Annotated in this window: 14 protein-coding genes, 1 tRNA gene and 1 pseudogene; 11 read left to right on the top strand and 5 right to left on the bottom strand. The window is 61.2% G+C overall.

Translation table 11 applies throughout. The features are described 5' to 3' along the window. Positions 1-8: 8 nt before the first annotated feature. Positions 9-1,028 (top strand): alcohol dehydrogenase catalytic domain-containing protein, encoded by a 1,020-nt coding sequence (locus tag AC1VON_RS02580; protein ID WP_483120311.1) that lies wholly within the window; start codon positions 9-11, stop codon positions 1,026-1,028. Positions 1,029-1,172: 144 nt separating this feature from the next. On the opposite strand, the gene AC1VON_RS02575 is transcribed toward AC1VON_RS02580, so the two are convergent. The 4 genes from AC1VON_RS02575 to AC1VON_RS02560 all read right to left on the bottom strand — a co-directional run bounded on the left by AC1VON_RS02575 (position 1,173) and on the right by AC1VON_RS02560 (position 3,852). Further along, entirely contained in the window at positions 1,173-1,589 is a 417-nt protein-coding gene (locus tag AC1VON_RS02575; RefSeq protein ID WP_483120310.1) for a hypothetical protein, read from the bottom strand. Between the two features lie 451 nt (positions 1,590-2,040). Continuing rightward, positions 2,041-2,871, bottom strand: coding sequence for a DUF3037 domain-containing protein (locus AC1VON_RS02570; RefSeq protein ID WP_483120309.1), 831 nt, complete (start codon positions 2,869-2,871; stop codon positions 2,041-2,043). Then, positions 2,868-3,605: a HipA family kinase gene (locus AC1VON_RS02565; RefSeq protein WP_483120308.1), complete on the bottom strand. Its 738-nt coding sequence runs from the start codon at positions 3,603-3,605 to the stop codon at positions 2,868-2,870. Before AC1VON_RS02565 ends, AC1VON_RS02570 begins: the two co-directional genes overlap by 4 nt. Before the next feature lie 157 nt (positions 3,606-3,762). After that, positions 3,763-3,852: transfer RNA gene (locus tag AC1VON_RS02560), tRNA-Ser, on the bottom strand. Between the two features lie 419 nt (positions 3,853-4,271). Between AC1VON_RS02560 and AC1VON_RS02555 the strand changes: the two genes are divergently transcribed. From AC1VON_RS02555 to AC1VON_RS02540, 4 genes and pseudogenes are all read left to right on the top strand, one after another. Further along, complete coding sequence (locus tag AC1VON_RS02555; RefSeq protein ID WP_172348060.1) at positions 4,272-4,955, top strand: 50S ribosomal protein L21; 684 nt, start codon at positions 4,272-4,274, stop codon at positions 4,953-4,955. Between the two features lie 98 nt (positions 4,956-5,053). After that, the gene (rpmA, locus tag AC1VON_RS02550) at positions 5,054-5,323 is read left to right on the top strand and encodes a 50S ribosomal protein L27 (RefSeq protein WP_010912120.1); all 270 of its coding nucleotides are present in this window, start codon (positions 5,054-5,056) and stop codon (positions 5,321-5,323) included. A gap of 120 nt (positions 5,324-5,443) precedes the next feature. Further along, on the top strand, positions 5,444-6,031 hold the full coding sequence (locus tag AC1VON_RS02545; protein ID WP_172348061.1) for a GNAT family N-acetyltransferase: 588 nt from the start codon (positions 5,444-5,446) through the stop codon (positions 6,029-6,031). A 3-nt stretch (positions 6,032-6,034) separates the two neighbouring features. Then, a pseudogene (locus AC1VON_RS02540) lies at positions 6,035-6,584 on the top strand (GNAT family N-acetyltransferase). Between the two features lie 7 nt (positions 6,585-6,591). On the opposite strand, the gene AC1VON_RS02535 reads toward AC1VON_RS02540, so the two are convergent. Beyond that, positions 6,592-7,461 (bottom strand): endonuclease/exonuclease/phosphatase family protein, encoded by an 870-nt coding sequence (locus AC1VON_RS02535; RefSeq protein WP_172348063.1) that lies wholly within the window; start codon positions 7,459-7,461, stop codon positions 6,592-6,594. 132 nt (positions 7,462-7,593) lie between these two features. On the opposite strand from AC1VON_RS02535, the gene obgE reads away from it, so the two are divergent. The 6 genes from obgE to AC1VON_RS02505 all read left to right on the top strand — a co-directional run bounded on the left by obgE (position 7,594) and on the right by AC1VON_RS02505 (position 14,196). Then, on the top strand, positions 7,594-8,625 hold the full coding sequence (gene obgE, locus AC1VON_RS02530; protein WP_172348064.1) for a GTPase ObgE: 1,032 nt from the start codon (positions 7,594-7,596) through the stop codon (positions 8,623-8,625). 4 nt (positions 8,626-8,629) lie between these two features. Continuing rightward, entirely contained in the window at positions 8,630-9,766 is a 1,137-nt protein-coding gene (gene proB, locus AC1VON_RS02525) for a glutamate 5-kinase (RefSeq protein ID WP_483120307.1), read from the top strand. A gap of 3 nt (positions 9,767-9,769) precedes the next feature. Then, positions 9,770-11,056 (top strand): glutamate-5-semialdehyde dehydrogenase, encoded by a 1,287-nt coding sequence (locus AC1VON_RS02520; RefSeq protein WP_483120306.1) that lies wholly within the window; start codon positions 9,770-9,772, stop codon positions 11,054-11,056. A 72-nt stretch (positions 11,057-11,128) separates the two neighbouring features. Next, complete coding sequence (locus AC1VON_RS02515) at positions 11,129-11,716, top strand: nicotinate-nucleotide adenylyltransferase (protein ID WP_172352825.1); 588 nt, start codon at positions 11,129-11,131, stop codon at positions 11,714-11,716. Between the two features lie 345 nt (positions 11,717-12,061). Continuing rightward, the gene (locus AC1VON_RS02510; protein ID WP_483120305.1) at positions 12,062-13,378 is read left to right on the top strand and encodes a metal-dependent hydrolase family protein; all 1,317 of its coding nucleotides are present in this window, start codon (positions 12,062-12,064) and stop codon (positions 13,376-13,378) included. Positions 13,379-13,404: 26 nt separating this feature from the next. Next, complete coding sequence (locus AC1VON_RS02505) at positions 13,405-14,196, top strand: hypothetical protein (RefSeq protein ID WP_172352826.1); 792 nt, start codon at positions 13,405-13,407, stop codon at positions 14,194-14,196. The last annotated feature ends 139 nt before the right edge of the window (positions 14,197-14,335 follow it).

Raw genomic sequence — 14,335 nt, 5'->3', positions numbered from 1 at the left:
CGCAAAGCATGCTTGCAGCCGTGCTGGAACGCGCCGGCCAGCCGTTGCGCATCATGAGCGTGCCGCGGCCGGAACCGGGTCCCGGAGAAATACTGGTCCGTCTGGAGGCCAGCGGCATATGCCATACCGACGTGCATGTGTGGCAAGGGCATCTGCGGCCGGCTTCGGGGCAAGCGGCGGCGATTCTTGGCCATGAGGGCGTGGGCAGGGTGGTGCGGACGGGCGCCGGCGTCACGGGCTGGCGGGTTGGCGAGCGGGCGGGCGTCGCCTGGCTGCATGACACCTGTGGCTGCTGCGATGAATGCCACGCCGACATGGAATCCTTCTGCCAGCACCAGCGCGCCCATGGCTTCGATGTCGCGGGCACTTTTGCCGAATATGTCGTGGCCGATGCGCGTTTCGCCGCGCGCGTGCCGGACCAAGGCGATGCGGCCATACTGGCGCCGTTGATGTGCGCGGGCCTGACCGCCTTCGGGGCGCTGAAGCGGGCAGGGATCGTTGCCGGCGAGGTCTGTGCCGTATTCGGCTGCGGCGGCCTGGGCCTGTACGCGATCCAGATCGCCCGGCGGCTCGGCGCGGTGGTCATCGCCGTCGATACGGATGAGGCCAAGCTCCGCCTTGCGGCTTCACTTGGCGCCGAACACACGCTTCTTGCCTCGCCTCGTCTGGCCGGTGATTGGCCGGCGAAGCTGCGTGCCCATGTCTGCGTCAATTTTGCGCCGACACCGGCGAGCTGGGATGTGATGACCGTGGCCATCCGTCCGCGTGGCAGGATCATCGCCGCGGCCATGGTCTCGCAACCGGTACCTCTCAGCCAGGAATGGCTCACCGCCACCGGTGTCTGGATAACCGGCACCAGCGTGGGCACGCGCGCGCAGATGCGTGAACTGATGCAATTGCACGAGGCGCAGCCGCTAGAGGCTCAGGTCGAGCGCGTCACGCTCGCGGACGTGACTAGCGCGCTGGGCCGGTTGAAAGCGGGCACCGCCGAAGGGCGGCAGGCGATTGTCTTTGGTGCCGGTGTCTGACGATGCCGTCGGCCGAGCCGTATCGGCGGGATACGCATTGTCCAGAAACGCCACCGGATGGGCCGGCGCAAGCCAGCGGTCGGCGACCGGCTTACGCAGCAATCGATCTGCTTGGCCTCAACCGTGCAACCGCCCCTGACCCGGCTAATGCCAGAGGCACACCTTGACGTCCTTGCCGAAATAGCATGCGCCTTCGCGGCGAAGCTCACCCCAATCGAATTTGTCTGCGTGCGTTTTGTCAATCTCCGAGTTCGAATAGCCTGTCCAAGCCTCTCCGTCCTTGTAGACAGCCGCCCAGTAATCCCGGGACATTTCACCAGCCCCACTGTGCGTGTCGGGATAGTCGATGCCTGCAAAAACCTGCCGGGGTCCCTGGATATTGAAATCGCCGCCCTTCTCGATTTGATAGGAGCGTCTTCCGGATATGCGGGTCTGACCGTGAACGGTAAGCAGGCAGCGGCCCCCTTTATAACCGCTTGGCAAACGATGCTGTGGTCCCGCATGCGCAGGCGAGAGGGAAACCGCAATTGCAAAGGCAGTCGCTATGGTTCGCCCGATCATCTTATCACCCGTTGTGAAACAGCCGATCCAAAGAGTGGCCGGACACTTGTTGGATTGCGCGCGGAGCACATGTCGAAACGAATCCGCCGCAGGATGGCCCCTTAGAGATCCTATCACTTATCGGATGTAGCAGATTTTTGTCACGCGACATGTGCGCTGCTGGCGGTAGCTGGCACTCCGTTCACCGAGTGAGGCGAATTGGTCCCGCTGCTGGAGGACTACTGCCCGCGCTTTATTGGATTTTATCCCTACTATCCAAGCCGACGGAACGCTGCGCTGAAATTGCGCGCTTATCGAGCATCTGAGGTGCAACGAATGGCGACTTTGATGGTCGAAATCGTAGATCACTTCCTAAGTGCGGCGTCACCAGGATGCTCTGCAATGAGCCGTTATCTCTTGGTTGCCTCATCGCGTAAGGTTTATCCCAACATTGATAGGATTTTGTGCTAATCTATCCAACCGCACCAATGAGTTCGGCCTCGTTCATGGCATCGACAACCATGATGTTATTGGATTTAAATTGCCCTATCGCTTCTTCAAACGCTTTCTTTTGTGGTTGATTTCCGATCGGGCCCTCTACCGCGAAAACAACTTCTCGAGGGAGCAGGGCTTTGAGGCGGTTTACAGTGAATATCCACTTATTACTATGATCGAGTATACGGGTTGGGTCATCTTGCCCCAAATAAATTGGTTTGATGATCCGGATGTTTTTTCCATCTATAACCTCGACGAATGGAAAATTCGCGGAATAGATGCCATCAGAGAAGGTTTTTCTTTTATAGTTCTGACTAATGTCTCTCAGGCGCAGTGTGTCGCGCACGTGCCTTTCAAGAAGGCCTTCCTTATAGACAGCATTCGCGAAATTTCGCCTAACATAGTACTCAAAAAGCTCGTCCAGTTTTTTGCGCGGGTTATCAGTCATCGCATAGCGAATATCGCTAAATCGAATAATGCCCTCACGATCCTTTGTCAGAGCCCGAAAAAGGTGCTCGGCATTGTCTGCTATCTCGAACTCAAATCGAGTTTGGCCATCGCCTTTGTGTCCAGATAAATTCTTAATTCTCCCGAGTTCTTCACGATAGTTTCTCAGAATACTTCTAGTTTTAGATTGTTCTAACGTGTCAAAGAAATTTGTAATTCTCCCAATTCGCCTTGTCTCAAGACGAAAATCAAGAAAGCTTTGCCTCGGAGCGACCAAGACGATTCCAATGTTCGCGAATTCTTCTGTCTCCACATGAGGTTGGAAACGGACTATTGCATAGCTTGTCGCGTGCTTTTTCATGGTCGTTTCCAAAATGCGTCCACTCGATACCGTTTCAATGTCCCGCTTACATCTTGAAGCGAGAAGGGACTCTCAATTGTCAGAGCATCGTCGAGATAGCGCCACCGCTCAGGGATGTCATGGATAATGGCTGGCAACTCCAGCAACGCTTGTTCGAACTTCGAATTGTAGTCAGCCTGAAGCGCAGGAGACTCACATATTTGAGCTAATGAAGCGGCAAATATATGACTATCGAGCTGTGAATTAAGGGTTACGGTTTTGTCAAACGCCAGATTGTGATCGATCACGAATGGGCGGCTCTCCGTCTCAGACCATAGGATGTTGGGGTTTCCGCCGGCTTCGGTGAGCGTCCGGTCTCCATTCATCACCCACCAATCGAAAGCAGCTATATCGCGCTTCAAACCGTCGTCGAGAGCGACAGAATTGAGAAATGACAACTCATTTACATTTGGCATCTGTCGGGAGCCGAACAGCAATCCAAAGCCGAGGTCGCCCAAGAGGCTATCCCGACCCAATTCGTATAGTTCGCGCGGCATTTCCATCACTCGAAATGGTGGTATAGGCAATCCTACCCGCAGGCCCAGGTTTCCGGCGATCCATTCCTTTGCGAGTGAATCGTAGCCCGCTCGTTTTCCTTTAACGAAATAAAGGTTGCCGTCAGAACCACGGCAGATATAGGGCTCGGTGACTCCTTGCTCGGAACGCCCAAGCACTTCCTCGATGTCGATAGCCATAGCTCCACACGCAAAAAGGGGAATTCGGCGCACTTAGAGCATACGATACATATTGCTCCAAGGGTTGGGAGCAGCCTGCCTCGCGGGTCCTGTCGCAAAAGCTGGGTGCTTTTATCCGCATGCGACATCGAACTGTCTTGTGAGTAAGGATGCACAATGGCGGAGAGGGAGGGATTCGAACCCCCGATGGGCTTGCACCCATGCCGCATTTCGAGTGCGGTGCATTCGACCACTCTGCCACCTCTCCGCGGTCATGGTCGGCCGTTGCCGGCGCGGCGCACTAGATAACGGCTGAACGGGCAGGTTACAAGGCCAAATCCACCGATATTTGGCTTGCCGGACAAGCATGGGATTCACGGGCGGCATTCGCCGCGCATCGGCCCGCCAGGGCATCGCCGATCTTGACGTCATCGTGGCAGTCGCCGATTTCTCCAGCGCGCCACAGGCCTTGCCGCAAAGACCGCTGGCCGGCCGGCCCGCCGCCAATAACAGGCCCGCCAACGGGTGTTGCCTTGACTCCCGCTCAACCTTCGGTTAGGGACAGCGCGCAATCGGCGTGGAGGGTTCTTCCGCGCCGCTTGTTTTTTGAACCCGCAGACTGACAAAAAGACGGCCGAACCGCCAGACGCGGTTCATCAAGGCCGACCGAACAGCGAAAGGCAAAAAATGTTCGCAGTCATTAAAACGGGCGGCAAGCAGTATCGCGTCGCCGCCAACGATCTCCTGAAGATCGAAAAAGTCGAAGCCAATGTCGGCGATATCGTCGAGATCGGCCACGTGCTCGCGCATGGCGAGGGCGAGAATGTCACGTTCGGCGCGCCGTTCGTCGACGGCGCCCTGGTTACCGCCGAAGTCGTCGAGCAGGGCAAGAACCGCACGGTCATCGCTTTCAAGAAGCGCCGCCGCCAGAATTCGCGCCGCAAGATCGGCCATCGCCAACTTTTGACCACCGTGCGGATCTCCGAGATCCTGCTGGGTGGCGCCAAGCCGACCAAGAAGGCGGCCGTGAAGGCGGAAGCCAAGGCTGAAGTCGCCGCCGAGGCCGCGCCGAAGGAAGCCAAGGCCAAGAAGGAAGCCAAGCCGGAGGCTGCTCCGAAGGACGAAGCGAAGGCCGAGACGGCCGCCGCGCCGCTGTTCAAGGCGCCGAAGGGCGAGCCGGACGACCTGACCGTGATCAAGGGCATCGGCCCGGTCGCCGCCAAGGATCTCGCCGAGCAGGGCATCATCACCTTCGCGCAGATGGCCAAGCTGACCGACAAGGACGTCGCCAAGATCGACGAGCACATGCCGTTCAGCGCCGACCAGATCAAGGACTGGCGCGAACAGGCCAAGGAACTGGCCAAGAAGTAATTTTTCCGGCGAAACATCAGCCGGATCGGACTTGAAACGGAACGCGAACGCGTTCATAAGGCCTTTTAGGCGCCTTGCGGCGCAACGGAGTTAGTTAGATGGCACACAAGAAAGCTGGCGGCTCGTCGCGCAACGGTCGCGACTCGCATTCCAAGCGTCTGGGCGTGAAGAAGTTCGGCGGCGAAGCCGTCATCCCGGGCAACATCATCATTCGTCAACGCGGCACCACCTGGCATCCCGGCGTCAATGTCGGCATGGGCACGGACCATACCCTTTTTGCGCTCGAATCCGGCGCCGTGACGTTCAACAAAAAAGCCAACGGCCGAACCTACGTATCGGTCAACCCGATTACCAAAGCCGCGGAGTAGCCGGTTCCGCACTAGAACACCGGCGCCCATCTCGGGAACCGGTGTCTGGCAAAACCAGGAAAAGGATCAGGGGAGATGGGTTTCCATCTCCCCTTTTTCTTGTGCCTGGAGGACGTTCAAATGGTTGCCGAAGCGGAAGACAGTGAAGACGAAAGTTACGCGATAGACTGCCCGGTGCTGGTCACCGAACGGCTGGTGATGCGGGCGCCGCGCGAAGAGGACATCGCGCAACTGGTCAAGCTTGCCGACAACCGTCATGTCGCCGAGATGCTGGCGCGCATGCCGCATCCCTATGGCGAGGACGAGGCGCGCGCCTTCCTCGCCATGACCAGGTCGCGCCGGGCCGGCATTGCCTATGCCCTGACGCTGGCCGGCACCGACACTTTCGTCGGCTGCGCGGGCTTGAACACCACCGATCGCGGGCTGGAGCTCGGCTACTGGATCGGCGAACCCCACTGGAAGCGGGGCTATGCCACCGAAGCCGCCCATGCACTGGTCGACCTCGCCTTCCAGAAGACCTCGATCCAGGTGCTGCATGCCTCGACGCGGGTCATCAATCCGGCCTCGCGCCGGGTGATCCACAAGTGCGGTTTCCAGTATGCGGGCCAGGGCATGCTGAACTCGATTGTCGCCGGCCAGGTGCCGGTCGAGCGCTACAGGCTGGACCGCAAGACGTGGACGAGCCTGCGCAACTGGGTGCATTTCTGATGCATGGCACCGGTGAGGCCAATGGTTGAGGACAGCAGCGATATTGAATCGGTCGAGATCGCGCCGCTAGCGCTTGGGCACATCGAAAGCTTTCATCACGCGCTCGATGTCGTTTCGCGTGAGCGAAAGTATTTGTCCTTTCTCGAGGCGCCGCCGCTGGATCAAGCCAGAAGATTTGTGATGGACCGAATCGCAAGGGGCGATCCAGGCTATGTAGCCGCCGTTCGTGGCGAGGTTGTCGGCTGGTGCGACATCACTCGCCATGATCGGCCCATACACGCTCATCGCGGCACGCTTGGGATGGGCATTGTCCCGCATTATCGCGGGCATGGCCTTGGACGGAAGCTCATCAATGCAACTGTGGCGCAGGCGCGCAAGGACGGCTTTGTCCGTATCGAGCTTTTCGTGCATTCCGACAATGCCCGCGCCATCGCGCTTTACGACAAGGTCGGATTTGTGGGAGGGCGTGCAGCGCGACGCGATCTATATCGATGGGGAATATCGCGATGCGATCGTGATGGCGATCGTCGAACGCGAAAACGCTGCGGGATGAATGGTCATCAGCCCAGTTCGACCCACACGGGCAGGTGGTCCGAACCCGCTGCTTTCCGGTCGACCCACAGGCGCTTCAGCGACCGGGCAAGCGAGGCGCTGGTGAAGACATAGTCGATGCGCTTGTGGCGGCTGGCATTGGCAGGATCCTTGGGATCGACCCAGCTGACGAGATCGTCGCCGGCGACATCCAGGCGCACGGCGGCATCGACAGCGAAGTCGGCGGTCAGCGGCATACCGAACTCATGGTCCGGCCGGCCGGCGAGTTCAACATATTCGGGCGAGGCGGCCAGCATGTTGAAATCGCCCATGGCCACAAAGGCCTCGGGATGCGGCAGTTCCGGCAGGCCGATCTCGGCGACGCCGGACAGCGCGCCGCCTTCGAGCGCGTAGTTCAACAGGCGCCGGCGCAGGAACTGGATCTGGCTGGCGCGTTCCACGGGGCTGCGATGATCGAGATGGATGGAATAGAAACGGATGAAACCAAGCGATGTCTCGATCAGCGCTTCCAGCGCGCCGCGCTGGAAGTTCATCATCTCGAAGCTGCGGCTGCGCGGCAAAAGCAGGTTGCGCGACAGATGAATGGGCGTCTTGGACAACACCATATTGCCGAGCTGGAAGGTCGTGGTGATGGCGCGGCCGTTTTCGATGCGCGAACCGATATTGACCTCGAAATTGCTGCCATAGACGGCGAAATAGTCGGGCAGCGCCTCGCCGATCTCAGCGACCATGTCGCGGTTGCCGTTCCTGGGATTGTTGCGAGTGACCTCCTGCAGCGCGATCACGTCGGCGCCGCGTACCGCGTCGGCAATACGCGCGACATCGTAGTGCGCATCAAGGCCGATGCCGTACTGGATGTTGTAGGTTACAAGCTTCATACCGACATCTCTCAGGCCCACCCCGCGCGGCCATTGTCATAAAACGGCCTCGCCCTTCGCCGCACCTTGGTTTAGAGCAAGGCCCAAGGTTTAGAGCAATGCCGCAAGGCCAATAAAAGAAACTGCAATCCCATGAAATTTCTCGATCAAGCCAAGGTCTATGTCCGCTCCGGTGACGGGGGCGCCGGTTCGGTGTCGTTCCGGCGCGAGAAGTTCATCGAGTTCGGCGGGCCGGACGGCGGCGATGGCGGCCGTGGCGGCGATGTCTGGCTGGAAGCGGTCGACGGGCTGAACACGCTGATCGACTATCGCTACCAGCAGCATTTCAAGGCCAAGACCGGCGTCCACGGCATGGGCCGCAACATGACCGGCGCCAAGGGCGCCGACGTCACGTTGAAAGTGCCGGCCGGAACCCAGGTGTTCGAGGAAGACAATGAGACGCTGATCTGCGACCTTACCGTGGTCGGCCAGCGTTTCCTGCTTGCCAAGGGCGGCAATGGCGGCTTCGGCAACCAGCATTTCAAGACTTCGACCAACCAGGCGCCGCGCCGCGCCAATCCCGGCCTGCCGGGCGAGGAGCTCAACATCTGGCTGCGGCTGAAGCTGATCGCCGATGCCGGGCTGGTCGGGCTGCCCAATGCCGGCAAGTCGACATTTCTCGCGGCCGTCACCGCGGCCAAGCCGAAGATCGCCGATTATCCCTTCACGACGCTGCATCCCGGCCTTGGTGTCGCCCGCATCGATGCGCGCGAATTTGTCATCGCCGACATTCCGGGCCTCATCGAAGGCGCGCATGAGGGCGTCGGCATCGGCGACCGTTTCCTCGGCCATGTCGAGCGCACGCGCGTGCTGCTGCATCTGGTTTCGGCCCAGGAGGAAAATCCGGGCAAGGCCTACAAGACCGTGCGCGCCGAATTGGAAGCCTATGGCCAGGGGCTGACCGACAAGGTCGAGATCCTGGCGCTCAGCCAGGTCGACACGCTCGATGCGGATGGGCGCAAGAAGAAGGTCGCCTCGCTGAAGCGCGCCGCCGGCCGCGCGCCGATGCTTCTGTCCGCCGTCACCGGCGAAGGTGTCGAAGCGGTGCTGCGGGCGCTGATGGCGGTGATTGCCGAGGCGCGCGCGGAGGCTGCACCCGTGGTCGAGACGCGCTGGGAAAAGTAGTGCCATGCAGTCGCTGAAAAAATACCGGCGCATCACCGTCAAGATCGGCTCGGCGTTGCTGGTCGACCGCGCGAGCGGCCTGAAGCGCGACTGGCTGGCTTCGCTCGCCGACGACATCGCCGTGCTCGCCGAGGGCGGCGCCGAAATTCTCGTCGTGTCGTCCGGTGCCATCGCGCTTGGCCGCACCATCCTTGGCCTTGGCAAGCGCGCGCTGAAGCTCGAGGAGAGCCAGGCGGCTGCCGCCGTCGGCCAGATCGCGCTCGCCGGCGCTTGGTCGGATGCGCTCGGCAAGGGCAGCCTGAGGTCGGGTCAGATCCTTTTGACCCTTGGTGACACCGAGGAACGCCGGCGTTATCTCAATGCGCGGGCGACGATCTCGACGCTGCTCAAGATGAAGGCGGTGCCGGTCATCAACGAGAACGATACGGTTGCCACCTCCGAAATCCGCTATGGCGACAATGACCGGCTGGCCGCGCGGGTGGCGACAATGATGGGCGCGGATCTGCTGGTGCTGCTCTCCGATATAGACGGGCTCTACACCGCACCGCCGGCGCGCGATCCCCAGGCCAAATTCATCCCGGTGGTCGACCGCATCACACCCGACATCGAGGCGATGGCGGGAGCGGCCGCGTCCGAATTGTCGCGCGGCGGCATGCGCACCAAGCTCGATGCCGGCAAGATCGCCACCGCCGCAGGCACCGCCATGATCATTACTTCGGGCACGCGGCTGTCGCCGCTGATGGCGATCGAGCGCGGCGAGCGCGCGACCTTCTTCCGGCCCAGCGCCAATCCGGTCAAGGGCTACAAGACCTGGATCGCCGGCCAACTCGAACCGGCCGGCCGGCTGACGGTCGATGCCGGCGCCGTCGGCGCGCTCACGTCGGGCAAATCGCTGCTGCCCGCCGGCGTCAAGCTGGTCAGCGGCAATTTCTCCCGCGGCGACACGGTGGCGATCCTGTCGCCCGAGGGCCGCGAGATCGCGCGCGGACTGGTTGCCTACGATGCCGCCGATGCCGTAAGGATCGCTGGCCTGAAGACGGCCGAGATCGAAACCGTGCTCGGTTACGAAGCGCGTTCGGCGATGATCCACCGCGACGACCTCGTGGTGAGTCACGCCGGGGGCGACATAAGCGGAGGATAAGCCATGCTGAAGCTGCATGAAAAATCCGGGGATGACACCGTGGCGCTGATGGCCGATATCGGCCGCCGCGCCCGCGCCGCCGCCCGACCGCTGGCCATCGCAACCACCGACGCCAAGAACGCCGCGCTCCTTGCCATGGCCGACGCGATCGTCGCCCGGGAACAGGATATTCTCGACGCCAATGCCATCGATGTGTCGAATGGCGAGGAATCGGGGCTGTCCGCCTCCTTCATGGATCGGCTGAAGCTCAATCCGGCTCGCATCCGCGCTATGGCCGACGGCATCCGCGAAATCGCGGAACTCAAGGATCCGGTTGGCGATGTCATCGCCGCATGGCAGCGGCCGAACGGGCTGCAGATCGAGCGCGTGCGTACGCCGCTCGGCGTCGTCGGCGTCATCTATGAGAGCCGGCCGAACGTCACGGCCGATGCCGGCGCACTGTGCCTCAAGGCCGGCAATCCGGTGATCCTGCGCGGCGGCTCGGATTCGCTCAATTCGTCCGCTGCCATCCATGCCTGCCTGGTCGAAGGCCTGAAGGCCGCCGGCCTGCCTGAAGACGCCATCCAGCTTGTGCCGACAACCGACCGCGCCGCTGTCGGCGAGATGCTCAAGGGGCTTGGCGGTACGCTCGACGTCATCATCCCGCGCGGCGGCAAAAGCCTGGTCGGGCGGGTGCAGAGCGAGGCGCGCGTGCCGGTCTTTGCCCATCTCGAAGGCATCTGCCACCTCTACATCGACCGCTCGGCGGATCTCGACATGGCGGTGAAGATCGCCGTCAACGCCAAGATGCGGCGCACCGGCGTCTGTGGCGCGGCCGAGACGCTGTTGGTCGACCGCGCGGTGGCGTCCACCCATCTGGTGCCGATCCTTGACGCACTGCGCGCGGCTGGCTGCGAGATCCATGCCGATCAAGAAGTGCTGAAACTGTTTTTCGATGCCAAGCCGGCTGATGATGCCGACTGGGTGACGGAATATCTCGACGCCATCATCGCGGTGAAGCTGGTCGACGGCGTCAGCGGTGCGATCGAGCATATCGAGACCTTCTCCTCGCATCACACCGAGGCGATCATCGCCGAAGATGCGAAGGCGGTGGAGCGGTTCTTCAACGAGATCGACTCGGCCATCCTGCTGCACAATGCCTCGACGCAGTTCGCCGATGGCGGCGAGTTCGGCATGGGCGCCGAGATCGGCATCGCCACCGGCAAGATGCATGCGCGCGGCCCGGTCGGCGTCGAGCAGCTGACCTCCTTCAAATATCGCGTGCGCGGGTCGGGACAGGTGAGGCCTTGACGCTTTTCGTTGCTAGAGCCTGAGGCTATGCTGGCATCCTCCGAAGCGGCGGTCCCCTCCCGTTACCTGAAGATGCCGCATGCCGAAAAGGGCCTCACCGTCGGCCTGTTCGGCGGCTCGTTCAACCCGCCGCATGCCGGTCATGCACTGGTCGCCGAGATTGCGCTCAGGCGCCTGGCGCTCGACCAGTTATGGTGGATGGTCACGCCAGGCAATCCGTTGAAGAGCACGCGCGAGCTGGCGCCGCTGGCCGAGCGGCTGCAACTGTCGGAGCGGATCGCCAAGAACCCGAAAATCAAGGTCACCGCCTTCGAGGCGGCGCATCATGTGCGCTATACCGCCGACACGCTGGCCCTGGTCAAGGCGCGCAATCCGGGCGTCGACTTCGTCTGGATCATGGGCGCGGACAGTTTGCGCGACTTTCACCGTTGGCAGCGCTGGCGCGAAATCGTGCTGACCTTCCCGATCGCGGTCATCGACCGTCCGGGCGCGACGCTGTCGTTCCTGTCGTCGGTCGTCGCCAAGACCTTCGACTATGCCCGCATCGACGAAGGCGACGCGCCGCGGCTCGCCCGCATGAAGGCGCCGGCCTGGACCTTCATCCACGGCCCGCGCTCGTCGCTGTCGTCGAGCGCGATCCGGAAGATGGCAAAGGGGTGATTGGTCCAGCATCACCGACAGCGCTCAATAGTAAGTGAGCGATCCGGCAGCGTTCGCTGCTATCGCAACCCTGACATTGACGGGCTACGGCGCCTCTGCCATCAAAGACGAGTTCGTCGGCGATACAGTTGATCGCGTGCGAGCGCTGTCTACATCAATTTTTATCTCTTTAATTTTTACCTCTTTTCGGCGGGGGAAGTTGTTGTGAGAATTAGTTTCGGCAAAAGGTATGGGGGCTTGGCGCACGGGTTGGACTGCCCTTGTCATAGTCCGCTTGCACTCAACCTCTTCGATCGATTGAACAGAGACATTTCACGCCGCTCTGTTCTTTCCGGTATCGCCGGGATGTTCGGTGTTTCGGCGCTCGGCCTTGCATCCCCATCCTTCGCGCAGGCAGCGGGTAAGCCGATCCTGCTCAGCAATGCCAGGATCTTCGACGGCCAGGCAAGCAAGCTCATCGAAGGCAAGTCTGTCCTTATCGACGGGAAGACGATCAAGGCTCTGCTTGGCGCCAGCGAAACGGTTGCCGATGCCGAGGTTATCGACTGCGCAGGCGGCACGCTGATGCCGGGCATGATAGATGCCCACTGGCATGCCTTGCTTGCCGGTATCTCGCAGGTCGCGGCCATGACAGCCGACGTCCCTTACGTCCATCTCGTCGCCGCGCAGGAGGCCGAGCGGACAGTGTTGCGCGGCTTCACGACGGTTCGTGATGTCGGTGGTCCGTCATTTGCTTTGAAGCGCGCCATCGATGACGGGCGACTGGTGGGTCCCCGCATCTATCCTTCCGGCGCCATGATCTCGCAAACTTCGGGGCATGGCGACTTCCGCATGCGCACGGATTTGCCGCGCACGCCGCAAAGCAACGCGAGCCTGGCGGAAGAGGCTGGTATCGCCGAGATCGCCGATGGTGAGGCGGAAGTCCTGCGCCGTGTACGCGAGCAGCTCATGCTGGGGGCGAGCCAGATCAAGATCATGGGCGGGGGAGGCGTCGCCTCGCCGTACGACCCGATCGATGTTGTGCAATACACTGAAGCCGAGATGAAGGCTGCCGTATCCGCGGCGGCAGACTGGGGCACCTATGTGTGCATCCACGCCTATACGCCCGCCGCCGTGCAGCGTGCGGTCGCCAGCGGTGTGAAGTCGATCGAGCATGGCCAACTCGCTGACGAGGAGACCGCCAAGCGCATAGCCGATGCAGATGCGTGGTGGAGCATCCAGCCCTTCCTTGCCGACGAGGATGCCAACACCTACGCCTTGCCGGAACAGCGCGCGCAGCAGCAGACAATCGCCGAAGGTACGGCGCGGGCCGTCGAGCTTGGGCGCAAATACAAAATCAAGATGGCCCTGGGTACGGATATCCTGTTCAACCCGAAAGGCACCTCGACACAGGGAAAGCAACTCGCCAAGTTCAGCCGGTGGTATGAAAATGTCGATGTGTTGCGGCTGCTGACCAGCGGCAATGCCGAGCTTGCCGGCCTTTCCGGCCCGCGCAATCCGTACCCCGGAAAACTCGGACGCATCGAACCCGACGCCTATGCCGACGTGCTCATCGTCGACGGCAATCCGCTCGAGGACATTTCCCTCATCGCAAATCCGGATCGGACGTTGAAGCTCATCATGAAGGATGGGCGCATCCACAAGAACACGCTGGGGGGATGATCTTGAGAGCAATCCTTGGGATAGGCATGCTTGCCGTCTCCGCCTTCGTTTCCATGGAAGCAAGGGCGGCTGACGTGCTTGCGGGAAGCGCCGATACGACCGCGGATGGCGAAAAGAACTGGGCCCTGCAGGTCACGCCCTATCTCTGGGCGGCGGGCATCAACGGCGACATATCGCCTTTCCGCAGGGCACCGACCATTGGTGTCGACAAATCATTCTCGGACGTCATGAATGATTTGAACATCGGCGGCTTCATCAATGTATGGGGGCGCTACGACCGCTTGGTCTTCTCCGCCGACGCCATGTATGTCGACACGACAGACGAGAAAGCAACTGGCCCGCTTCCGCCCCTGCCCCCGCCATTGCCGCAAATCCCCAGCATCAGCGGCAGCGTGGACACCAAGGAATTCACATCGACACTGCAGGCCGGCTATCGTGTCTACGACAGTCCAGCCTTCACCCTGGATGCGCTGGGCGGTGTTCGCTTGTGGCATATCTCCAACCGGGTGACCGTGCAGGCGGCAGGGTTGTCGGGCAGCTACAAGGAGAGCTTTGGATGGGCTGATCCGGTCGTTGGCGCGCGCGCCTTTCTCAGGATGACGGACAAACTCTCGGCGCAGGTTCAGGCGGATGTCGGCGGCTTCAACGTCGGGTCCAAAACCACCTGGCAGGTGCTGGCAACCGCCAACTACATCATAAACGACCATCTTTCCGTCTCGGGTGGCTACAAAGTACTCAGTGTCGACTACGAGTCCGGCGGTCACGTCTTCGATTCTCGATTGTCTGGGCCGGTGCTGGGGGTGACCTGGCGATTCTAATGATCTGTGCCCAATCGATGACGATGTCAGGCCCCCCGATGAATGCGACCCAATCCGATGGGTTGTCTGAAGGCCGTGTACATCGATCATGATCGTGCTCAACGGTGTACGGGCCGAACGACCACGCTGCACGGTGCGA

It is taken from the genome of Mesorhizobium sp. HAY1-8B, from assembly GCF_056868045.1.
This window is presented reverse-complemented; position numbering and strand designations above follow the sequence as displayed.

Bases quoted from the DNA above. Each gene is read 5' to 3' on its own strand.
- AC1VON_RS02580 (WP_483120311.1), top strand. From the start codon at position 9: ATGCTTGCAGCCGTGCTGGAACGCGCCGGCCAGCCGTTGCGCATCATG.
- AC1VON_RS02575 (WP_483120310.1), bottom strand. From the start codon at position 1,589: ATGATCGGGCGAACCATAGCGACTGCCTTTGCAATTGCGGTTTCCCTC.
- AC1VON_RS02570 (WP_483120309.1), bottom strand. From the start codon at position 2,871: ATGAAAAAGCACGCGACAAGCTATGCAATAGTCCGTTTCCAACCTCAT.
- AC1VON_RS02565 (WP_483120308.1), bottom strand. From the start codon at position 3,605: ATGGCTATCGACATCGAGGAAGTGCTTGGGCGTTCCGAGCAAGGAGTC.
- AC1VON_RS02555 (WP_172348060.1), top strand. From the start codon at position 4,272: ATGTTCGCAGTCATTAAAACGGGCGGCAAGCAGTATCGCGTCGCCGCC.
- rpmA (WP_010912120.1), top strand. From the start codon at position 5,054: ATGGCACACAAGAAAGCTGGCGGCTCGTCGCGCAACGGTCGCGACTCG.
- AC1VON_RS02545 (WP_172348061.1), top strand. From the start codon at position 5,444: ATGGTTGCCGAAGCGGAAGACAGTGAAGACGAAAGTTACGCGATAGAC.
- AC1VON_RS02535 (WP_172348063.1), bottom strand. From the start codon at position 7,461: ATGAAGCTTGTAACCTACAACATCCAGTACGGCATCGGCCTTGATGCG.
- obgE (WP_172348064.1), top strand. From the start codon at position 7,594: ATGAAATTTCTCGATCAAGCCAAGGTCTATGTCCGCTCCGGTGACGGG.
- proB (WP_483120307.1), top strand. From the start codon at position 8,630: ATGCAGTCGCTGAAAAAATACCGGCGCATCACCGTCAAGATCGGCTCG.
- AC1VON_RS02520 (WP_483120306.1), top strand. From the start codon at position 9,770: ATGCTGAAGCTGCATGAAAAATCCGGGGATGACACCGTGGCGCTGATG.
- AC1VON_RS02515 (WP_172352825.1), top strand. From the start codon at position 11,129: ATGCCGCATGCCGAAAAGGGCCTCACCGTCGGCCTGTTCGGCGGCTCG.
- AC1VON_RS02510 (WP_483120305.1), top strand. From the start codon at position 12,062: ATGTTCGGTGTTTCGGCGCTCGGCCTTGCATCCCCATCCTTCGCGCAG.
- AC1VON_RS02505 (WP_172352826.1), top strand. From the start codon at position 13,405: ATGCTTGCCGTCTCCGCCTTCGTTTCCATGGAAGCAAGGGCGGCTGAC.